Below are 21,105 nucleotides of genomic sequence, written 5' to 3' on the forward strand. Positions count from 1 at the left end.
TCGGCAAGCCTAAACCAGTCCGGACCGACGATCGATCCATGAGCGACTACGGGCTCGAAGACGTAAGCGTCGTGATGGGCAGTTACAACGAGGCCGAAGCGATCGGCCCAGTGCTGGAGGACATCGAGGCGGCGACCGACGGGCAGGCGGAGGTCGTCGTCGTCGACAGCTCCACCGACGGCACCGCCGAGATCGCCCGCGACCACGGCGCGACCGTGATCGAGCAGGAGCCCCAGGGGTACGGCTACGCGGTCTGTAAGGCGCTGCTCTCCGCCACCAACCCCGTGCGGATCACGACCGACTGCGACGGCACCTACCCGATGGATCGCATCCCGGATTTCCTCGACCTGATCAACGAGGGGTACGACGTGGTCAGCGGCGATCGACTGTACCACGGCGCCGACACGATGCCGGCGCTGAACCGCTTCGGCAACTACGCCTTCGCCGGACTGTCGAGCGTGCTCGCCGGCGACCACATGCACGACGTGACGACGGGGATGCGTGCCTACCACGAGGACGTGATCGAGGAGATCACCTGGACGGAGAACACCGGGCTCTCCGCGGAACTGCTGATCCGTCCGGTCATGCGCGGCTACGACGTGCGCGAGGAGCCGATCGCCTACGACGAACGGCTCGGCGAGACGAAGCTCGATCCGTTCTCCGGCGGCGCGGAGATCGCCGGCTCGATCCTCCGGGTCTGTGCCCAGGAGCGCAAGCGGCAGTTGACGCATCTCTTCTGAGCGCCGGATCTCGCAGCCGCCAGCGCGCCGGCTCGTGTCGTCGACACCGACGGGGGACGACTGCCGACAGGCGGACCTACCGGGACCGGGAGCGCGGAACCGCCGCCTCGAACGTAGTCGGCGGCCGTCGGTTCCGGCGATCGTGACGGAACGACGCTCCCTCACTAACCACGCCGATCACCTCGTTTTCTCCGCTACCGGCCGTTCCCCATCGAGGCGCGCGATCGTTGATAGCGGCTGCCACCTCCCCGGGACGACAGCTATATGCGACTGAATGGAGCCCCTACGCCACATAATGGAAAATGCTTATTACACTATGTCAGGTACACCCGACACACGATGGTGACAGTACAACGGGACGTTCCGATCGTGTTGATGGTGATCGGCATGGGTCTCGCAACCGTCGGCGCCGATCTGGCGTCGTCGCAGCGGCTCGCCGTCGGCCTCGTGCTCGGTGGCTCGGCTCTCGCTTGGGGGACGATCCTCGTGATGGCGCTGTTCCTCGACGACAGGGCGTGGGGTCGCCTCATGAGCGACGAGCGCATGAGCCGCCTCACCTTTCGGGCCGGCGCCGCAGCGTGGATGAGTACGTTGGCGACGCTCGTGACGTTCGCGGGGCTGCTCGACTACGCCGACCCGGGAATCACCACCCAGTACGCGCTACTCGGGGCCGCAGTCGTCGCCATCGGGTCGTTCGTCGGCGCGCTGGGGTACTACAGCCGGCAGATGTGATCACTCATGGAGAACGACCTCAAAGTCTGGCGCGCGAAGGCCGACGTGACCCAAGAGGAGCTCGCAAAGGAGCTCGACGTGGCGAGACAGACGATCAACGCGATCGAACGGGGGCGGTACGATCCCTCGCTCGAACTCGCGTTCGAGCTCGCCCGCTACTTCGACTGTTCGATCGAGGACGTCTTCACGTACGAACCCGACGACGACTGACTCACTCGAACGACGATGGCATCCACGACTCACAGTTCGGACGTATCGACCGACGACCGCTCGACCCTCCGCCCGATCAGTGTCGCGATCGGGCTGGCGGTGGCTGGCTTGGCTATCAACTTCGGCACCGGCTTCGTCGGGGGGTAGTCGCCGCCGTCGCCCTCGGCCCCGAGGCGTTGATGAACGACGGGACGCTCCAGTTCGCCCTCGGGCTTCCCGGGCAGCTGCTGGTGTTCGGGTTCGCACTCGGGTACCTCCGCTGGCGGTCGCTGCCGGTCCCCGTGAGTCTGCCGTCGCGGACCGAGTCGCTTCTCGTCGGCGCGAGCGTCCTCGCGTCGGTCGTTGCCGCGCTGGGCCTGACGGCCCTCCGGCGGACGCTGGCGGGGAGCGTCACGTCGACGATCGGTGGGATGGTCGCCGGGAATCCCTCGCTGGCGCTGATGATCGGGGTCGCATCGGTGATCCTGATCGCCCCCGCGGAGGAACTACTGTTCCGCGGTGCCGTGCAGGGCCGCTTGCGGGAACGCTTCGGCGCGTGGCCGGCAATCACTGGCGCGAGCACGCTGTTCGCGGGCTGGCACCTCCTCAACTTCGGCGGGTCGGCCATCGGCACGATACTCGCCGCAGGGGTGATCGGCGTCGTCTCGCTGCTCTGGGGGTACGCCTACGAGCGAACCGGCAACGTCGCGGTGCCGGTGCTCACCCACGGGCTGTACAACCTGACGCTGATGGTGATCAGCTTCGCCGAACTGACCGCGTAACCGACGACCAGACGATCCATCCAGCGATGACCGACAAATCCGTTCTGAACGTCTCGATCGACGACCGAGTAGAGATCGGGCTGTCGCTGCTCGCGGTCGTGGCGGGCGCCGCAGCCGCGTACTACACCGGGAAGACCGGCGAGCCACACCCGCTGTTTCTGGTGTGTACAGGACTGACGCTGTTCGTCCTGTTCTTCACAGGCGACGAGTAGGGCTTCCGGAGAGGTAGTTTCACGACGGGGGCGGGGCAACCGTCATCCGTGTCCCGCGACCAGTTCCTCCCCACGAAGCTGCTCTTGTTCGTCGCCCTCCTCGTAGTGGTGCCGTCGTACGGCCTCTACACCGGCAAGATCGGGGTTCTGTGGACCGCGTTGTGGCTCGGTGGCGTGCTGTTCGTCTGGAAGTGGCGGTGGTGGTGGGAGCCGATCCGGAATCGCGTCGGGGCCGACCCGGAGCAGCAGTAGCGCTCACTCACTCGAAACCGACTCGACCGTCGCGTTCGCGAACTGGCCCGGCGGCGACGGCCCGAGTCCCGCGGGCACGCAGCGATCCGGCACGGGACAGCGCTCCCGCGTCGGCGACAGCGCGCGCACCTCGTCGCCGCTCGTGTCGACCGGGAACACCAGCTGGTAGCTGTACCCCGTACTCGGGCCGGTCGAGACGAACACGGTGACCCGGAGCTCGTCGCGGTCCTCGACGGCGAAGGTCCCCGACTCCCGGACCCCCTCGCCCGCGAGCGTCGCCGTCCCCCGTCGACAGTGAGCGTCAGTTCCAGCGACCCCGCGCTCGCGTTCGCGGCGGCGTACGTCTGTCCGGCGTCGCCGCCGGCCCGGATGGAGACCGACTCCGCACTCTCGGGAACACCGACGGCGGCGTCGAGTCGGACCGTCGCCCCCGAGACGCGCTCGACCGGCCGGAGTTCGGCGGTCACAGCCTCGCCGTCGACGGGGTTCCACGCCCCCGAATCACGTAGCGCCGGAGCTCGTGGTCGGGGTTCGCGGCAGCCACGTCGAGTTCGTCGTCGTCGCCGAGCGCGTACAACGAGCGCCCGTCGAAGCCGGGATCGTTTCGCACCGCCTGGAACGGGTGGTTCAGCCACGGGCCGTACACCGGCGGGAGGAAGGTGAGCGTTCGCTCGTCGGTCCGGTTGCCGTCGAGTGCGGCGTTCCCGGCCGAGAGCCCGCCCGCCTGCTCGAACGGCTCGTAGGCGGCTGCGAGTTCGTCGCTGGTAGCGGCGTTGTGCTCGATCGGTCGCTCGGCGGCCGCGACCGCGACGGGCGCGCCGGCGCCCGCCGCGACGACGATCACGGCGACAGCAACGCGCTGGCCCGTGGCGACCGCCGGGAGTCGCCCCGCGAGGGCCGCTCCCAGCCAGTCGGCCGCCCACACCGCCGCGACGGCGCCGAAGACGGCTGTCGGGACGAGCAGGTCGTAGTGGTAGTACGGCCCGAGGCTGTGGATGAGCCCGTCGTCCTCGACGCCGAGCGCGCCGAGGATGTTGAAGTTCCCCCAGAACGCGACGTTGCCCGCCGCGATCGAGAGGTACATGCCGGCGACGGTCGCCCGGCGGGCCACGAGCGCCGTCGACGCTCGGTCTCGCGCGTCACGAACCCACCCGCGAATCGCCGAGCCGGCGGTCGCCAGCACGCCAGCGGCCGCGAGCACGGCGCCCGCAGTCCCCATCGCCACCCAGTCGGTGAACAGCTGGGTGAGCACGCGCCGGTTCGACTCGATCCCGAGTGCGAGCGTGTACGTCTCCTCGTGGCCCAGGATCTGCCGGTGGCCGAAGCCGATCCCGTCGTGGGGGCGAACGCCTGGTACGGGAACACGAGCGGCTCGCCCGTGACGAGAACGTTGTACCCCAGCGCGGTGAGCACGCCGAGGATACCGAGGCCGGCAGTCGCGAGCCGGCGGCCGAACAGCGCCCGCTGCCCGTCGTCGACCGGCCCGAACCGTACCCCGTCGACCCGCGAAAGCGGTGCGCGCCAGCCGCCCGAACGGGCCAGCGTCGCGATCGCGTGGAGGATGAACGGTGTGGCGAACAGCACGGCAGTGTACGGGCGGGCGACGAAGGCGACGGCGATGGCGGCGCCGGCGACAGTCGCGAGCCGCCGGCTCCCGGTACGCTCCCCGCGGAGGTAGGCGACGGCGAAGCAGAGCTCCAGCGCCGCCGTCAGCGCGTAGGGGAGGTACACCCCGACTGAACCAGAAACAGCGGCGACGCCAGCACGAGGACGCCGGCGACGGCGCCGACGCGCCAGTCGAACAGTTCACGGGCCAGCGCGGCCGTGCCGCCGACGACGCCGGCGGCGATCGCCGCCAGCGCGAGCGGGTAGCCGCCGAGGAGCCGGCCCAGCGCGAACACCGCGGCCGGGACCGGCTGATACTTCGAGTACAGCCCCCGCCCGCTCTCGACGAAGAACCACGGCCGGAACGGGCCGTCGACGGGCGGGCGGAGGAACAGCCGGCCCGAGAGCAGCAGTTCGGCCTGCTGGAGGTAGACGCCCTCGTCGTGGTTGATCGAGTGGTACGGGAACACCCGGGTCGCGATCAGGAACGACGCCACCGCGGCGACGAGTGCGAGCAGGAGGATCGCGACTCGCCCGCGGTCCAGTCGGTCACGGGCGCTGGCGACGACAGTCGAGAGTGATGGAGGCAGCGACGCGGAGAACGAGGCCCGACTGGACATCTACGCTGCGGGGTACCACGCGAGCGTGTGGTCGGCCACGAGTCGGACGCTCACGCGCTCGCCGATCTCGACCTCCTCGGCGTGGTTGTGGAGACAGCGAACCACGGGGCCGTCGTCGAGCTGTACGTGGTAGACGAAGGAGGGCCCGGTGTACTGTCGCTGGACCACCTCGCCGTCCGCGGAGGCGACCGACGTCCCACCGTCGGCCGTCGTGACCGGCTGGGTCTCGGCGGATATCGGGCCGGCCTCGCCGTCGGCGGGGCTGAGTCGGAGGTCGTCCGGCCGGACCAGCACGTCGACCTCGGCCCCGACGTACTCGTCGGTCACGCCCTCCAGCAGGTCGCGGCCGTAGGAGCCGATCGTCGTGTCGACCGAGCTTTCGGTGATCTTGCCGGGGACGAAGCTGGCCTGGCCGAGGAAGGAGGCGACGAAGCGGGACTCGGGGTGTTCGAACAGCGACGCCGGGCTACCGACCTGTTCGATCTGCCCGTCGGACATCACCGCGACGCGGTCGGAGATCGAGAGCGCCTCCTCCTGGTCGTGGGTGACCGACACCGCGGTGACGCCGGCCTCGTTGAGGATGCGGGCGACCTCCTCGCGCATCTCGACCCGCAGCGCCACGTCGAGGTTCGAGAACGGCTCGTCCAGCAGCAACACGTCGGGCTCCGGGGCGAGCGAGCGCGCGAGCGCCACCCGCTGGCGCTGCCCGCCCGAGAGCTCGGTCGGCGAGCGGTCGCCGTAGCCGTCGAGCCCGACGAGATCGAGCAGGTGCGTGACCCGGCGATCGGCGGCCTCGCTGTCGGGGTCGTCGAGGCCGAACGCGACGTTCTCGGCGACCGAGAGGTGGGGAACAGCGCGAACTCCTGGAACACCATCCCCACGTCGCGCTCCTCCGGCGGGATCTCCCGGCCGTCGCCGGCGACGATCTCGCCGGCGACCCGGACCGTTCCCTCGCTCGGCGACTCCAGGCCGGCGATGGTGCGCAGGGTCGTCGTCTTCCCGCAGCCGGAGGGGCCGAGTAAGGTGAGCAGTTCGCCCTCCCTGACCGCGAGGTCGACGCCGTCGACGGCCCGCTCGCCCGCGAACTCCTTCACGACGTTCGAGAGCTCCAGCACCGCGTCCGCGTCGGCGACCGTCGAGTCCGTGCGGTCGGCTGCTCGCTTCGCCCTCGGCCCGTCGGTCGTGGATGTGGGTTGGTTGCTCATTTGTCGCGTCCCTGAACGAGGAGGGGGATCATCGAGAGCCCGGACACCACCACCAGCACCAGCGCCGGCAGCGCCGCCCGGCCGTAGTAGCCGCCCTCCTGAACTCGCCAGATGTAGGTCACCAGCGTTGTAAACCCTGTCGGGTGCAGGATCAGCGTCGTGTCGAGCTCCTTCATCGTCGTGAGGAACACGAGCGCGGCGCCTGCGAGCACGCCCGGCGCGATCAGCGGCAGCGTCACGCGGCGGAACACCCGCCGCGGCGGCTCACCGAGTACGCGCGCCGCGCCGAGCAACGCGGGGTCGACGCCGAGCACCGACGACCGCGAGGCGCCGACAGCCTGCGGGAGGAAGCGCACCACGTACGCGAACACCAGCAGCGGGAGCGACTGGTAGACGGCCCGAGCCGCGCCCGGGCCGAACCACTCCGCCAGCTGATTGCTACTGAAGAACACCAGCGCGAGCGCGAGCACGACCCCCGGCATCGCGTAGCCGAGGTACGTCGCGCGCTCGGCCAGCCACGCGAACCGTGCCCGCGAGCGCCCCGAGTAGTACGCGACCGGGATCGCGAGCGCGAGCGTCGCCGCCGCCGCCAGCGCGGCGACGTAGACGGAGTTGAGCGCGAACCCCCACTCGAACGCGCGGCCCCCCACGTCGTACTCGAGCGCCTCCGCGCGGACGAACCACATCGTCAGGATGCCGACCGGGAGCGCCAGCGTGAACGTCGACACCAGCGCCGGCAGCAGCATCGCCGGCCAGCGCAGCCGGCCCAGCGGGATCATCGCGGTCGACGACGACGCCGCGCCGTAGCCGGAGTCCTCGCCGCTGCCGATCCGTGACTCCAGGGCGACGACGACGGCGGTGACGGTGAGCAGCTGGAGCGACAGCAGCGTCGCGTTGTTCCGGCCGTCGCCGAAGCTGTTGAGTTCGACGTAGATCATCCGCGTGAACACGTCGTACTGCATGATCGACGGCGTCCCGAAGTCCGAGAGCGCGTACAGCGCGACGAGCAGCCCCCGGCGGTCACGGCGGGGAGAATCTGCGGCAGGATCACCCGGCGGAACGCCGAGAGGTAGCCGACGTTGAGCGTCCGGGCGGCCTCCAACTGCGTCTCGTCGAAGGAGAGCAACGCCGCCCGGGTGGTGAGGAACACGTACGGGTAGACGAACAGCGTCAGCACCAGCGCGGTGCCGCCCAGCCCGTACACTTCGGGGATCTGGACCCCGAAGGGCGCCAACGCGTCGGCGAGCGCCCCGTCGGGGCCGAACGCCGAGATGTACGCGAACGCGCCGACGTAGCTGGGAATCACCAGCGGGAGCGCGATGACGACGGTCCAGAACCGCCGGAACGGCAGGTCGGTCTGGACGGTCAGCACCGCGAGTGGCACGCCCAGCAGGACGGAGGCCGTCGTGACGACGGCGACGAGCGCGAGGCTGTTGGCGAACACGTCGCCCGAGGAGCCGATCAGCGAGAGCGCCTCGTCGGTCGGCACCTCGCTCGCCCGCAGCAACAGCCAGACCAGCGGCGACAGCACCGCGGCGGCGATCGCCCCGGAAAGCAGGACCAGTGGCGTCGACACGCCGTCGTCGTCCAGCCCCAGGAAGCGGCGGAGTCGCTGGCGAACCCCCGCGGACTCGGCCGCGGCGTCGCCGATGGCGCCCATCAGAGCACGCCCACCTCCCGCATGAGGTCCACCGTGGGGCCGATGTTCGACAGCTCGGCGAGGTCGAACTCCGGCGGGTTGAGTTCGTCGATACGGGGGAGGCCACCGACGGGCGGGACGCCCGGAATCATCGGGTAGGCGTACGCGCGGGTGGCAAAGTACTCTTGGACTTCGGCCGAGAGCAGGTGGCGCACGAAGTTCGACGCCAGCTCCTGCTGGGGGCTCGCCGAGAGCACCGCGGCGCCGGCGACGTTGATCAGCGCGCCCGCGTCGCCGCTGGTGAACGCGAGATCGATCGGCGCGTTCGGTCGCGCGGCCTGCACGCGGAGGGGGTAGTAGTGGTTCGCGAAGCCGGCCTGGAGTTCGCCGTCGGCGACGCCGTTGGAGACGAAGAACTCGTTTGCGTACTCCGTGACGCCGGCGTCGACCATCCCTGCAGCCACTGCCGGGTGGCGTCCTCGCCCTCGGTGAGCCGCATCGCGGTGATGAACGCCTGGAACGCGCCGTAGGTCGGCGCCCAGCCCATCTCGCCCGCGATGCCCGAGTCGGGCAGTTCCATCACGTCGTCCGGGATCTCGCTCTCGTCGAGCGCCTCGGTGTTGTACGGGATCGCTCGTGCGCGGCCCGCGGTGCCGACCCACTCGCTGTTGGGGTGGAACTCGTCCGGTACGGGGTCAGTCACGTCGCTCGAGAGCTCCGTCGTCAGGTCCTCGGCGGCGACGGCCGCCAGCGAGCCGGCGTCGACCGACCAGAACACGTCCGCGGGCGTCGCCGCCCCCTCGCTGATGAGGGTGTTCGCGGCGTCGGCGGTGCCGGAGGCCCGTGGCGTCGCTTCGAACTCGGGGTAGATCTCCTCGAGTTTGTTGATCAGGTCGCGGTAGAGGCCACCCTCCCCGCCGCCGAGGTAGATCGTGAGTTCGCCTTCGAGGTTCGGCAGGTCGCGGATGCGGGTGCCGCTGATCTCCTCGCGCCCCTCCGCGAGCGCGCCCGAGCCGCGGAACTCCGAGAACTCGGGGTCGCCGATGGTTTCGCTCCCGTCAGCCGGCGTGTCGGTGCCGTCGCCACCGGGGCCCTCGGTTTCGGTGCCACCGCCGCCACAGCCGGCGATACCGACGAGGCCGGCGCTCGCGATGCTCGCGAGCAGGCGGCGGCGACGCTTGGAGGTCGGTCCCTCAGTCATCGGCGGGCACCTCCACGGTGTCCGCGGCGGGCTGTTCGAGCGTATTCAGACAGTCGAGCCAGTCGTTCATGTACTCACCACAGTAGTTCAGGAACTCGCCGTTGTTCCACTCCGTGAACTCGCCGGTCGCCAGCGCGTCGGCCATCGACGCGAACGCCTCGCGGTAGGAGCTCGCGTCGGCGGCGGCGTCGTCGATCACCTCCCAGACGTGCTCGTTGAGTTCGAGGCCGGCGACCTCGTTCTGCAGGTCGTCGAACGTCGAGCGCGGGGCCTTGTTGTGCTCACACAGCGGGCCGCCGTTGTACACCTGCTTGCCAAGCACGTCGCAGGCGCGCTTGAGGAACAGCCCCGACCAGATGTCGTCGAAGCGCCCCACGTCCCAGCGGTTGTCGTCCATCGGCAGCTGGTAGAACGCCGGGATCACCTCGCGGCGGAACGCGAGGTTCATCGAACAGACCGTCAGGTACTGGCCCTCGGCGGCGACGAAGTCCTCGCCGAAGTCCGCTCGGGAGGTCCGACTCTGGGCCTGCCCCTGCAGGTCGCCGTCCATCAGGATTCGCACTGCGTCTAGGTCAGGGACGTTGGTCCAAAGACCCTGCGAAGCGACGACGTCGTCGACGCGGGTGGGCTCGCGCTCGAGTTCCTCGTCCATCGCCGCGTAGGGGTAGCCACGCGGGTAGAGGTCGGCGTCGGCGTCGGCGAGCACGTTCACCCAGGACTCGTCGGACTCCCGGGCCTCGATCTCGCCCTCGTAGGCGAGGTTCTCCATGTGCGTGCCGAAGAAGTCCTCGTCGTGGGGCAGCGTGTCGTCGTCGATGAACACGCCGTACTCGAAGCGCTCGTTCGCCCACATGTAGAGGAGCCCGAACGAGGTCTGGGCGTGGCTCGCTTCGGGGATCAGGTGGCTGTACTCGCTCGCGCCCTGCTCGGCGAACCACTCCTCGCGGGCGGTGCCGTCGAAGACGGCGCCGTCGACGCCGAGGTCGTCGAGCATCGCCGCCATCCCGTCGGTGTCACAGAAGTCCTCCGTGACGAGCACGACGAACAGGCGGTCCGTATCGAACCCGTGGTCGCGGGCGTTCGCGATGTACTCCTCCATACACTCCCACTCCCGGATCGTCGGGACGATCACGCAGATGTCCTGCTTACTCATTGCCCGTCGATTGTTTAGGGAGTCCTAAAACCCTGCCGGTTTTTCGGTCGGCCAAAACCCGTCGGGTGGCTGAAGCGACGGCGGCTCAGAGCCGAGCGTCGATCGCGTCGGCGGCTTTCAGCGCCAGCGCGGCGATAGTGAGCGTCGGGTTCATCGCGCCGCCGGTGACGAACACGGAGCTGCCGGCGATCGTGAGGTTGCCGAGGTCGTGAGTTCTGAGGTCGGTGTCGACGACGCTCGACTCGGGGTCGGCCCCCATCCGGGTCGTGCCCATGTGGTGGTACGCCGGCCCGGTCGAGTCGGGGCCCACGACCCACTCGATGTCGGCGCCCAACTCCTCGAGGACGGCGCGCTGGATCTCGTTGGCGCGCTCGATGGTCCGGCGCGTGCGCTCATCCAGCGACCAGACGACCTCGGGGACCGGGTTGCCGTGGTCGTCGGTCCGCGACCGGTCGAGGGTGATGCGGTTCTCCGCGCGCGGGAACTGTTCGACCAGCGCGCCCATCGCGATGTGGTTGCCGTACCCCTCGCGGACCTGATCCAACAGGTCGTCGCCGAACTGCTCGGCACCCATCGCGATGTCCGCCGGCGCGGGGCCGGCGTAGTTGAGGAACTCCAGCTTGATCGCCCCCCGACTCGCGTCCTCGCGGTCGTAGAACTGGTGGCTCTCGGTGGTGTTGAAGCCGACGTGCTTCTGTCGGGTCCGCTGGTCCAGCCGCCCGCCGGCGCCGGCGAACAGGTGGTCCATGAAGTATCGCCCCACCGCGCCCGAACTGTTCGCCAACCCGTCGGGGTACTGCTCGCTCTCGGAGAGGAGCAGCAACCGCGGCGTCTCGACGCCGCCAGCGGCGAGTACGAACTCGTCTGCCTCCTGCCGGTACTCCTCGCCCTCGGGAGTGACGTAGACGGCCGCAGTCACGCGGTCGCCGGCGTCGTCGTGGTCGAGCCGTTGGACCGGTACCTCGTCGATCACTCGGGCGCCCTGCTCCTGTGCGCTGTCGACGTGCCGGGTCGCGTCGTACTTCGCGCCGGAGGGACAGACCGGCCGGCAGGTACCGTACCCGACGCAGGCGCCCGCCTCCTCGGTCGGCTCGGAGTTGCGTGCGTTCGGGACCGAGTGGGTGGCGATGCCCAACTCCTCGCAGGCGTCCGCGAACAGCGAGTCGCTGTGGGAGGGCGGGAACGCTGGCAGCGGGTGTGGCTCCTCGCGCGGCGGCGCGAAGGGGTTGTCCGACGCGCCAGCGACCCCGAGCGCCGCCTCCGCGGCCGCGTAGTAGGGCTGGAGATCGTCGTAATCGATGGGCCAGTCCTCGGCGACGCCCACCGCCGAATCGAGCCGGAAGTCCTGCTCGTGCATCCGCATCACCATCCCCTGCCAGTGCAGCGTCGAGCCGCCGACGCCTTTCACCCGGGCGGCGTTGAGCGGGTAGAACCGATCCCCGGCCGAGGTGTAGGCGTCCCGCGGCCCGCCCATCCCCCAGATCGGCGTGTCGTCGCCGGGCCGGAGGTGAGTCTCCATGCGCTCCTCGCGCTCCTCGGGGTCGAATCGGGGGCCGGCTTCGAGGACGACCACCTCGTGGCCGGCGCTCGCGAGCCGGTCGGCGACGAGCGCGCCCGCCGGCCCGGCGCCGACGACGCACACGTCCGCGTTCTCGGTCGGCGTCCGATCCTGGGACGACTGTGTCCCGCTCATTCCGGCCCCCGCTGCTTCCCGCGGTTGTCCGTCACCGCCGGGCCCTGTTGGTAGCTCGCAGTGCCGCCGGGGTGGCCCGGGGGTTCTCCAGTCCGGCCAGCGAGGCGCCCGTCGGCGACGCGTAGAGGCCGAACAGCAGGTCGTTCACCAGGTAGTAGCGGACGCGCTCGTCGTCGTCGCCGTGGGGGTCGGGGTCGGCGGTGTCGACGGCCATGTAGGTCAGCAGTTCCTCCCGTTCCGCGGCGTCGAGCGCGGCGTAGCGTTCGCCTTCGAGGGTCTGTGCGTACTCGTTCAGCGTCTCGATCGCGTCGAGCAGTCCGCGCCCGTGCGCCGGGCGGCCGCTGACACGCGGACGGACGTACGCGTCCACGAACTCGGCGACGTTCTCGACCTCGCTCGGGTAGAGCACGTCCGCGAGCGCCACCAGCGTCTCGCGGTCGTCGTCGGCCAGTTCCGGCGCGTCCCGCTCGCTCGTCGTCGGGTCGTCGCTTCCCTCCGTGTCGGGCGCCGAACAGCCGGCGACGCCGGCGGCACCGACCGCCGACAGCGCCGCGAGTGCATCCCGTCGGGTGAGCCGCATCTACTCCGGGTTTTGGTTGGCCTAAACAAGAGCGTTGTGGTCCTTCCGCCGACGCTCGACGACGATCTCGCTGCCGGTGGGTGGCGGCGGGGCCGTTCGAGGTTCTGTTGAGCCGACAGCTCACGACCCGGCTCGGCGACGGCGAGCGGCGCGGCGAATCCGTCCTTTGAAGCCAGTCCGCATCGGCAGGAAGCATATGGACGGAAACGACCGGCGGATCGTCGGGCTCGCGGGCACGGCCCACGCGCTGGTCCACACGTACGAACTCTCGGTACCCATCCTCGTCGGCATCTGGCTCGCCGAGTTCGCGACGACGACGGCGGAGCTCGGGATCGTCGTCGCCGTGGGGATGGCGCTGTTCGGCATCGGCGCGCTGCCGGGCGGGGTGCTGGCGGACCGCTACGGCTCGAAGAAACTCATCGCGCTCTGTCTGGCGGGCATGGGTGGCTCGTTCCTCGTGCTCTCGGTCGCTCCTTCCGCGGCCGCTAGCGCCCTCGACGGGCTCCCCGTGCTCTCGACCAGCCCCGCGGTCGTGGCGATCGCGATCGCGCTGGTGCTGTGGGGCGCCGCGGCCAGCGTCTACCACCCCGCCGGGCTCGCACTCATCAGTAAGGGCGTCTCCGAGCAGGGTCGCGGCTTCGCGCTGCACGGGATGGCCGGCAACATCGGCATCGCGGCGGGCCCGCTGGCGACGACGGTGATGCTGGCGTTCATGGGCTGGGAGACGGTCGCGGCCGTGCTCGCGGTGCCGGCGTTCGTCGTCGCCGGCGCGGTGCTGTTCGTCGAGGTGGACGAGTCGAGCCACACCGAGTCCGATACCGACGAGGACGATACGCCGGACACGATCGGCGAGTTCCTCGGCGTGTCGGCGATGGTTGTCAAGAGCGCGTTCGCGTTCGTGTTCGTCGTCGTGATGATGAACGGGCTCTACTACCGCGGCGTGCTCACCTTCCTGCCCGAACTGCTCGCGGGACTGGAGACGTTCCAGCCGATCGACATCGCCGGCGAACCCCAGGAGCCCGCGAACTACGTCTACTCGGGGCTGCTCGCGGTCGGGATCGCCGGCCAGTACGTCGGCGGCCGGCTGACCGACTACCTCTCGCCCGGGAAGGGGATCGCCTACGCCTTCGGCAGCCTCGCGGTGCTCGCGGTGATCTTCCTCCCGCTGGCGTCGATGGGCGCGGCGCCGCTGCTCGCGGTGAGCGCGGTGCTCGGCTTCGCGATGTTCGTCGTCCAGCCGATCTACCAGGCCGCCGTCGCCGAGTACACGCCCGAGGAGGCTCGCGGGCTCTCCTACGGCTACACCTACCTCGGCAACTTCGGCGTCGGCGCGCTCGGCGCGGGGCTGGCCGGCGCGATCCTGACGTACTCCAACCAGACGGTGCTGTTCCTCGTGTTCGCGCTGATCGCCGGGATCGCGAGCGGGATCGGCGTGCTGCTGATCCGGCGGTAGCGGCGCGCTACTTCTCGACGGGAGTTCGCTCGCCCTCGGACGCGAAGATCGCGTCGACGACCTCCTGTACCCGGTTCGCTTCCGCGAAGCTCACCAGATCGCCGCCGTCGCCGTCCGAGCCGGCGGCCGTCGACTGCCGCCTCTCACTATCCGAGCCGGCGGCTGACGACTGCCGCCTCTCACTATCCAACTCGGCGACGAACTCGTCGACCAACTGCAGCGTGTTCTCGCCGGGGTCGTCGACGACGACCGCCTGCTCCTCCCCCTCCGCGCTCTCGGCGAGGCGGTACCAGTCGAGCAGCGTCAGCGACCCCTCGGTCCCGACCACCGTCATCGAGTTCTGCTCGTCGACGCCGCAGTCGGTCAGCAGGTCGATGGTGCCGGGGATCCCGTCGACGCCGAAGTAGCCCGTAATGGACTCCTCGTAGCGGTCGGGAGCGGTGTAGTCGACCTCGGCGCTCACCCAGTTGATGGTGTCGAACGCCTCCTGGACGCCGAAGAGGTAGTGCGTCCCCACTTCGCGCAGCGGCCCGCCCTGCTCGCGACCGGCGAGCCAGTCTACGTCCTGCCACTCGCGAGGCCACTGGGGGAACCGGAACGTGAGTTCGATGCGCTGGGGCTCGCCGATCTCGCCGGCGTCGACCCGATCGATCAGCTCTCGGACGCCGGGCGTGTAACGGAACGGGAGGTTGATCGCGGTCGGGCGGTCGGTCGCCTCCTCGAGCGCGACGAGTTCGGCGCCGACGGTGGCGTCCTCGGCGATCGGTTTCTCACAGATGACCGCCTTCTCGGCGTCGAGGGCGGCCGCCACGACCTCGTGGTGGACCGTCGGCGGCACGCCGACGTAGACGATGTCGACGGCCGGCTCCGAAACCATCGTCTCGTAGTCGGTGTAGGCCGCGGCGTCGTACTCCGCGGCGAACGATTCGACCTTCGAGGCGACGAGGTCGCAGGCGCCCCAGACAGTCGTCTCCTCGTGTTCGGTGAACGCGTCGGCGAGGCGGTGGCCGATGACCCCGCAGCCGACGATTGCGACGTTGTACACAGCGGATCGAAGGCACGGGGTGGCTTCAGCCTTCGGCACTCGGCATGGCTCCGGAGGGGTTATGTCCCACGGCGGCGACCCCGGAACTGTGTCGGCGACCGACCACGACGTGTTCGATCGGCTCCCGGAGCGATACGCCACCGCCTACCTGGTGGTGGCGTTTTTCGTCCTGCCCGCGGTGGCGGTGATCCTGAGCGGCGGCGGCGTCGAACGCCCGCCGGGCCCGATCGCGACGGCGCTGCTCTGGGGCGTCGTGATCCACCACAGCCTCTTTCTCGTGGTGGCGGTCCTGTTCGATTAGCTCCCCAGCGGCGGCTCGCGGCCGTCGGCGACGACGTAGGCGTCGTACACCGCGTACAGCCAGACCGCCGGGTAGAGAACGAACCCGATCAGCACCGCCATCGAGAGCACCGACAGGAAGCTGGCGACGATGATCGCCGCACCCTTGCTGGGCTCGCGGTTGTAGAACTGGCCCAGCCCCGGCAGGATCGCCGAGTAGACCGCAGCGACGAACGGGTTCTCGCCGTTGGTGAGCACCTCGATCACGGCGTCGAGCGACGACTCCGGCGACTGCTGGCGCACGCCACACTCCGGGCAGATCTCGGCCTTCTCGCTGATCACCGCGCCGCAGTCACGACAGTACACTTCGCCCGCCCCGGGCGTCGACGACCCGTCCGCATCCGCACTCGTCGTGGCGTCGCCGTCCGTGGCTGGCTCGCCCTCGTTGACGGGTGACTCGGCCTCGCCCGTGGGAGTCTCAGCCCCGTCGGCGACTGGTTCGGCCTCCTCGGCGGCCGACGCCTCCTGGTCGGCGACTGCCTCACCCTCGTCCTCGGCCGTCTGGTCGTCACTGTTGCTCATACTCCGACAGTGGGCTCGACTGCGGGTAGCTCTTGTGGCCTGCCGAACACCGAACCCTTTCTACGATAGGGTGTCTCAGCAGGAGCGATGGCTTCGACCGCTGTCGCCCGATACTACGCCTACAAAGCCACGAAAGCGGTGGAGCTGTACCGGCCGATCATGTATCTCTACTTCGCCAGCGCGGGGCTCTCGTTCTTCCAGATCACCGTGCTCGAAGCCGCCTACAACGTGACGACGGTGGCCGGCGAGATCCCGACGGGCTATCTCGGCGATCGCCTCGGCCGACGCAACGGGCTCGTGCTCGGAACCCTCGTGATCACACTCACCCTGGCAGGGCTCGGCCTGGCCGGGCGGTTGGCCGACCCGTTCCCGGCGTTTCTCGCGCTGTACGTCTGCTGGTCGCTCGGCTACACGTTCCGCTCGGGCACCGAGGACGCGTGGATCTACGACTCGCTGGTCGGTGACGGCCAGTCGTTCTCGGATCTGCGGGGCCGCGGCGAGTCGTTCGCGCTGACCGCTGGCGTGCTCGCCGCCGTCGCCGGCGGGTATCTCGCGTCGGTCGAACTCGCCTACCCCTTCTTCGCTGCCGCCGCGGTAACGGGCGTCGGCGCCGTCATCCTCCTGACCGCCGACGACGACAGCGCCGACGCCGGGGATCCGAGCGACCGCACGACGCTCGCAGCCAGCCTCGAGACCGTGCGAGCGGCGTTTGCGGATCCGCGACTCCGGGCGTTTCTCGTGCTCTACTACGTGCTGTTCTCGGCGGCGACGTATCTCGCCTTCATCTTCCTTCAGCCCCGGATCGAGGCTGTGGCGGCTGGCTACCCGCTGGGCGACGTGGAGACGCTGCTGGGCTGGTACTACGCCGCGATCAGCCTCGCGGCCGCGGGGTTCACCTACCGTGCGGAGTGGATCCGGAAGACCGTCGGCCTCCGGCGCTGGTTCGTCGCCGTCCCTCTCGGCGTGGGCCTGCTGCTCGTCGGCCAGTGGGTGCTCCCGGTGTCGGCGTTCCTCGCGTTCGTGCTGATCCGCGGGCTGTCGGAGGCGACGCGGGTGTTCGCGAGCCAGTACGTCAACGACCGCATCGACGCGGTCGGCCGCGCGACGACGCTGAGCGCGATGTCGATGGTCAGCGGGCTGAGCGTGATCCCGTTCCAACTCGGCAGCGGCCTGCTCTCGGACGCGCTCTCGCCGGGGATCGCGCTGGCGGCCGCCGGCGGGCTGCTGGTGGTCGGGGCGGCTATCGTCCACCTGCTGTCGACGCCCGTCGCCGAGTGACCTGACTGCGCCGGGGTATCGACGCGCCCCCGGCGCTGTCGAAGCCGGCGAGCCCGGCAGGATGGGTAAACCCTTTCGCGGTCGGGCTAGAACGCCGGGACGGTGTCCCGTACTGCCGCGGTCCTCCGGCTTCCGATCCTCTACATCGGGCTGGCGCTCGCCCGCGCCGGGCTGATCGACCGTGAGCGCGCGGTCGAGACCGCCGATCTGGCCTGGCCCCGGATCGTCACTGGCGTCGCCCGCATGTCGAAAAACGCCGCCGACGTGGCGATGGTGGGCGCGGTGCTCGGCGCCGACGCGATCGCGGGCGTCGGCGTCGCCGGCCCGTTCTGGGGGCTGGCGTTCGCCATCGGCGGCGGGGTCGCGGGCGGGACGATCGCGCTGGTCTCCCAGCGTTACGGCGCCGACGCCTACGAACAGCTCGGGCTCGCAGTCCGCGCCAGCACGGTGCTGGTCGTCGTGGTCTCCCTGCCCGTCGTGGTCGTGTTTTGGCTGTTCCCGACCGAGCTCGTGCGCCTCATCAACAGCGACCCGACCCAGATCGAGTACGGCGCACGCTACCTGCAGATCGTCGGGCTCGGCATCCCCTTCGCCGGGCTGAACCTCGTCGGCAGCCGCGTGCTCGTCGGCGCCGACGACGCCTACACCGCGATGCAGGTCCGGGCCGGCGGCGCCGTCGTCAACATCGCGTTGAACGCGGTGTTCATCATCGTCCTCGGCTGGGGCGTCGCCGGCGCGGCGCTGGGGACGGTGCTCTCGAACGTGTTCGCCGTCGGCGCGTTCGCGATCGGGCTCTCCCGGGGCAGCGCGCCCGGCTTCGGCCAGTTCCCGGTGGAGATCAACCCCGTCGGGACGTACGTCGACGGCGACACGCTGAAAGATCTCGTCCGGATCGGCACCCCAGTCGGCGCGCGTAACCTCGTCTGGACGGCCGCGGAGTTCCCGATGCTCGGGATCCTCGGGACCTACCGCGACGGCACGCTCGCGGCGTTCGTCGTCGCCCGCCGCATCTGGGGGATCATGAACACGCCCGGCTGGGGGTTCGGCCTCGCCTCCTCCAGCCTCACCGGGCAGGCGCTCGGCCAGGGGAAGGAGGCGCTCGCGGAGGCGTACGGCCGCGACATCATCCGGTTCTCGGTCGCGACGTACGCCGTCTCGGCGCTGATCGCCGCCGTGTTCGCCCGGCCGATGGTGAGCCTGTTCATCAACCCCGACTCCCCGCCGGCGACGGAGCCGATCGCGGTGAGCCTGATCTACGCGGCCTGTGTCGCGATGCTGTTCCGCGGGATCTCGGGCTCCTCGATCGGCCCGCTCGACGCCAGCGGCGACACGCGCGTGCCGTTTTTGAGCCAGCTCCTGGGCATGTTCGGCGCCTCCATCCCACTGATCTACATCGGCTCCGTCACGCCGCTGGGGATCTGGGGGGTGTACCTCGCCTTCCTCGCGGAGACGACCGTGCCGGCGGCGATCAACTACTGGCGGTTCAACAGCGGCAAGTGGAAGGAGATCAGTCGCGAGATCCGGCCCGAGCAGGACGAGGGCGGCGCCGCCGGTTGACCCCGGAGATCGACCCCGTGGGAACGCTTAACCCCGCGCCACCCAGTCGCCCTGTATGTCCGAACTGCTGCTCAGCGGTGGGACGGTCCACACGCTCGACGACGACCGGACGACCGCCGAGGCGGTGCTGTTCCGTGACGGCCGCGTCGCCGCCGTCGGCGACGCCGGGACGGTCGCTGCGGCGGCGAGCGACGCAGAACAGGTCGACCTCGACGGTCGCACAGTCCTGCCGGGGTTCAACGACGCCCACACGCACGTGTTTTCGGTCGGCATCGGCCTGCTGGAGACCGATCTCTCGGCGGCTGACGACCGCGAGGCCGCGATCGACCTGCTCGCGGCGAACGCCGACTCGACGCCGGCGGGCGAGTGGGTGCTCGGCTTCGGCTACGACGAGAGCACCTGGCCCGCCGGCGAACGCGGCTACCTCACCCGGGCCGAACTAGACGCCGTCTCCGAGGACCACCCCATCGTCGCCGTGCGCGTCGACGGCCACTCGGCAACCCTCAACAGCCGCGGGCTCGAGGCGGTCGATTTCTCGGGCGTCGAGCACGACGTGCGGAAGGAACACGGCGAGCCGACGGGCCGGGTCGTCGAGGACGCCACCGGTCGCGTGCGCGCCGCGTCGTACCCCGACGTGCCCAAGGCGCGCGAGGCGCTCGACGCCGCGATCGACCGCTACCACGAACTCGGCGTCACGTCGATCCAGACGGTCGCGGGACTCACGCGGGTTCGCGACCACGGCTCCGTCCAGCAGGAGGCGCTGTTCGCCCACTGGCGCGACGACGACCTGAACCTCCGGACGACGTTCTACGTCCCGCAGTGGCAGGCCCAGTCGCTCTCGGACCTGGAGTTCGCCTCGGGCTTCGGCGACGACTGGCTGCGCCTCGGCGGGCTCAAGACGTTCTCGGACGGCTCGATCGGCTCGGAGACCGCCAAAACCCACCGCGAGTTCGACGGCGGCGGCTTCGGCGAGATGGTCAACGACCGCGAGCAGCTCCGGGAGTGGTTCGCCCACGCCGCCCGCACGAACCAGCAGATCGCGACCCACGCGATCGGCGGCGAAGCGATCGACATCGTGATCGACGAGTACGAGCGCGCCCTGGAGCAGTACGACGACCGCGTCGACCCGCGGCTCCGGGTTGAGCACGCCGAGCTCGCGACCGACGAGGCGATCGAGCGCATGGCCGACGCGGGCATCGTCGCGTCGATGCAGCCGAACTTCCTGCAGTGGAACGGCGACGACGGGCTGTACGAGAACCGCCTCGGCGCCGACGTGCGTCAGGAGAACAACCGCTACCGCGACATGCTCGACGCCGGCGTCCCGCTGGCGTTCGGCAGCGACAAGATGCCGCCGGGACCGCTCTACGGGATGGGGTTCGCCGTCGGTTCACCACACGAGAGCCAGCGCCTCACCGTCGACGAGGCGCTCGCGGCGTACACCCGCGGTGCCGCCTACGCCGAGTTCCGGGAGGACGAAAAGGGCGTCCTCGAACCCGGGCGCTTCGGCGACGCCGTCGTCCTCGACGCCGACCCCTACGAGGTCCCGGACTCCATCGACGGGATCGGCGTCGAACTGACGATCGTCGACGGCACGGTGGTCTACGACGACCGATGACGCTCCACGACCTCTCCCACCCGATCGAGCCCGGCATGCCGGTGTACCCCGGCGATCCCGAGGTCACCGTCGACGCCGCCGACACGTTCGCGGCAGACGGCTGCCGGGTCAGCCGACTCACCTGCGGGAGCCACACCGGCACCCACGTCGACGCCCCCGCACACACCGAAGCCGACGGCGCGACGCTCGACGCCTACCCAGTGTCGGCGTTCGTCCGCGACGCCGTCGTCGTCGACTGCAGCGATCTCGACGCCCGCGAACCGATCCCCGCCGGGCGCGTGCCGGCGGCCGAGCCGGCCCCGGATGTCGACTGCGTCCTCTTCCGGACAGGCTGGGACCAGTACTGGGGCGAGGCGCGCTACCGGGACCACCCGTACCTCTCGGTCGTGGCCGCCGAGCGCTGCGCCGAGCGGGAGCTCGCGGTCGGGATCGACGCGTTCAGCCCCGACCCGACGCCGCCGGCAGCGGGGAGATGGACCTCGGGGATCGTGACCCCTTCGGTGCCCACCACGCGCTGCTGGGCGAGGGGCTGCTCGTGTTCGAGAACCTCACGAACCTCGCGGCGGTCCCGTCGCAGGTCGAACTCCGCGCTCAGCCGATCGCGCTCGGGGGCGACGGCGCGCCCGTGCGGGCCGTCGGCGTCGATCGCCCGTAACGCCGCGGACGAAGCCTGTATGGGACTCGACGCCGAAC

General features: G+C 70.1%; 20 protein-coding genes and 4 pseudogenes. 12 read left to right on the plus strand and 12 right to left on the minus strand.

Annotation, left to right across the window (positions count from 1 at the left end; genetic code table 11):
• Positions 1–38 precede the first annotated feature (38 nt).
• From SY89_RS10185 to SY89_RS10210, 6 genes are all read left to right on the plus strand, one after another.
• Positions 39–740, plus strand: a complete 702-nt coding sequence (locus tag SY89_RS10185) for a dolichyl-phosphate hexose transferase (protein ID WP_054584136.1) — start codon at positions 39–41, stop codon at positions 738–740.
• A gap of 339 nt (positions 741–1,079) precedes the next feature.
• Positions 1,080–1,472 carry a hypothetical protein gene (locus SY89_RS10190; protein ID WP_054584137.1) on the plus strand — a complete coding sequence of 131 codons (393 nt, stop codon included), beginning with the start codon at positions 1,080–1,082 and terminating at the stop codon, positions 1,470–1,472.
• A 6-nt stretch (positions 1,473–1,478) separates the two neighbouring features.
• The gene (locus SY89_RS10195) at positions 1,479–1,682 is read left to right on the plus strand and encodes a helix-turn-helix transcriptional regulator (protein WP_054584138.1); all 204 of its coding nucleotides are present in this window, start codon (positions 1,479–1,481) and stop codon (positions 1,680–1,682) included.
• A gap of 179 nt (positions 1,683–1,861) precedes the next feature.
• Positions 1,862–2,443, plus strand: coding sequence for a CPBP family intramembrane glutamic endopeptidase (locus SY89_RS10200; RefSeq protein WP_204374445.1), 582 nt, complete (start codon positions 1,862–1,864; stop codon positions 2,441–2,443).
• Positions 2,444–2,469: 26 nt separating this feature from the next.
• Positions 2,470–2,655 (plus strand): hypothetical protein, encoded by a 186-nt coding sequence (locus SY89_RS10205; RefSeq protein WP_054584139.1) that lies wholly within the window; start codon positions 2,470–2,472, stop codon positions 2,653–2,655.
• 48 nt (positions 2,656–2,703) lie between these two features.
• A complete protein-coding gene (locus SY89_RS10210) occupies positions 2,704–2,907 on the plus strand; it encodes a hypothetical protein (protein WP_054584140.1) in 204 nt (67 codons plus the stop codon).
• A 3-nt stretch (positions 2,908–2,910) separates the two neighbouring features.
• Here SY89_RS10210 and SY89_RS16590 read toward each other — a convergent pair whose 3' ends face one another.
• The 10 genes and pseudogenes from SY89_RS16590 to SY89_RS10260 all read right to left on the minus strand — a co-directional run bounded on the left by SY89_RS16590 (position 2,911) and on the right by SY89_RS10260 (position 12,603).
• Entirely contained in the window at positions 2,911–3,111 is a 201-nt protein-coding gene (locus SY89_RS16590; RefSeq protein WP_054584141.1) for a hypothetical protein, read from the minus strand.
• Between the two features lie 92 nt (positions 3,112–3,203).
• Positions 3,204–4,126, minus strand: a pseudogene (locus SY89_RS16595) (DUF7846 domain-containing protein); the annotation flags it as partial.
• Positions 4,127–4,616: 490 nt separating this feature from the next.
• Complete coding sequence (locus tag SY89_RS16600) at positions 4,617–5,132, minus strand: hypothetical protein (RefSeq protein WP_054584144.1); 516 nt, start codon at positions 5,130–5,132, stop codon at positions 4,617–4,619.
• A pseudogene (locus SY89_RS10235) lies at positions 5,133–6,337 on the minus strand (ABC transporter ATP-binding protein).
• Positions 6,334–7,997, minus strand: a pseudogene (locus SY89_RS10240) (ABC transporter permease). The pseudogenes SY89_RS10235 and SY89_RS10240 overlap by 4 nt, the downstream one beginning before the upstream one ends.
• Positions 7,997–8,320, minus strand: coding sequence for a type 2 periplasmic-binding domain-containing protein (locus SY89_RS19635; RefSeq protein WP_394325736.1), 324 nt, complete (start codon positions 8,318–8,320; stop codon positions 7,997–7,999). The pseudogene SY89_RS10240 and the gene SY89_RS19635 overlap by 1 nt, the downstream one beginning before the upstream one ends.
• Positions 8,254–9,177: a type 2 periplasmic-binding domain-containing protein gene (locus SY89_RS10245; RefSeq protein WP_394325737.1), complete on the minus strand. Its 924-nt coding sequence runs from the start codon at positions 9,175–9,177 to the stop codon at positions 8,254–8,256. Before SY89_RS10245 ends, SY89_RS19635 begins: the two co-directional genes overlap by 67 nt.
• Positions 9,170–10,330, minus strand: coding sequence for an alpha-1 4-glucan-protein synthase (locus SY89_RS10250; RefSeq protein WP_054584145.1), 1,161 nt, complete (start codon positions 10,328–10,330; stop codon positions 9,170–9,172). Before SY89_RS10250 ends, SY89_RS10245 begins: the two co-directional genes overlap by 8 nt.
• A gap of 85 nt (positions 10,331–10,415) precedes the next feature.
• On the minus strand, positions 10,416–12,023 hold the full coding sequence (locus SY89_RS10255; RefSeq protein ID WP_054584146.1) for a GMC family oxidoreductase: 1,608 nt from the start codon (positions 12,021–12,023) through the stop codon (positions 10,416–10,418).
• Between the two features lie 31 nt (positions 12,024–12,054).
• Entirely contained in the window at positions 12,055–12,603 is a 549-nt protein-coding gene (locus SY89_RS10260; protein ID WP_321163903.1) for a gluconate 2-dehydrogenase subunit 3 family protein, read from the minus strand.
• A 196-nt stretch (positions 12,604–12,799) separates the two neighbouring features.
• On the opposite strand from SY89_RS10260, the gene SY89_RS10265 reads away from it, so the two are divergent.
• A complete protein-coding gene (locus SY89_RS10265) occupies positions 12,800–14,056 on the plus strand; it encodes an MFS transporter (RefSeq protein ID WP_054584147.1) in 1,257 nt (418 codons plus the stop codon).
• Positions 14,057–14,063: 7 nt separating this feature from the next.
• Here the strand turns inward: SY89_RS10265 and SY89_RS10270 are convergent, their stop codons facing one another.
• Entirely contained in the window at positions 14,064–15,101 is a 1,038-nt protein-coding gene (locus tag SY89_RS10270; RefSeq protein ID WP_080506669.1) for a Gfo/Idh/MocA family protein, read from the minus strand.
• A gap of 88 nt (positions 15,102–15,189) precedes the next feature.
• On the opposite strand from SY89_RS10270, the gene SY89_RS10275 reads away from it, so the two are divergent.
• On the plus strand, positions 15,190–15,402 hold the full coding sequence (locus tag SY89_RS10275) for a hypothetical protein (RefSeq protein WP_144427186.1): 213 nt from the start codon (positions 15,190–15,192) through the stop codon (positions 15,400–15,402).
• Here SY89_RS10275 and SY89_RS10280 read toward each other — a convergent pair.
• On the minus strand, positions 15,399–15,962 hold the full coding sequence (locus tag SY89_RS10280) for a DUF5683 domain-containing protein (RefSeq protein WP_054584150.1): 564 nt from the start codon (positions 15,960–15,962) through the stop codon (positions 15,399–15,401). The two genes, SY89_RS10275 and SY89_RS10280, sit on opposite strands and share 4 nt — an antisense overlap.
• A gap of 87 nt (positions 15,963–16,049) precedes the next feature.
• Here SY89_RS10280 and SY89_RS10285 point away from each other — a divergent pair, with 87 nt between their 5' ends.
• The 4 genes and pseudogenes from SY89_RS10285 to SY89_RS10300 all read left to right on the plus strand — a co-directional run bounded on the left by SY89_RS10285 (position 16,050) and on the right by SY89_RS10300 (position 21,067).
• The gene (locus tag SY89_RS10285; protein WP_054584151.1) at positions 16,050–17,240 is read left to right on the plus strand and encodes an MFS transporter; all 1,191 of its coding nucleotides are present in this window, start codon (positions 16,050–16,052) and stop codon (positions 17,238–17,240) included.
• Positions 17,241–17,342: 102 nt separating this feature from the next.
• Positions 17,343–18,797, plus strand: a complete 1,455-nt coding sequence (locus SY89_RS10290; RefSeq protein ID WP_054584152.1) for an MATE family efflux transporter — start codon at positions 17,343–17,345, stop codon at positions 18,795–18,797.
• A gap of 55 nt (positions 18,798–18,852) precedes the next feature.
• On the plus strand, positions 18,853–20,412 hold the full coding sequence (locus tag SY89_RS10295) for an amidohydrolase (RefSeq protein WP_054584153.1): 1,560 nt from the start codon (positions 18,853–18,855) through the stop codon (positions 20,410–20,412).
• Positions 20,409–21,067 (plus strand): annotated as a pseudogene (locus SY89_RS10300) (cyclase family protein). The gene SY89_RS10295 and the pseudogene SY89_RS10300 overlap by 4 nt, the downstream one beginning before the upstream one ends.
• The last annotated feature ends 38 nt before the right edge of the window (positions 21,068–21,105 follow it).

The sequence above is a fragment of the Halolamina pelagica genome (genome assembly GCF_001307315.1).
Lineage (GTDB): Archaea > Halobacteriota > Halobacteria > Halobacteriales > Haloferacaceae > Halolamina > Halolamina pelagica_B.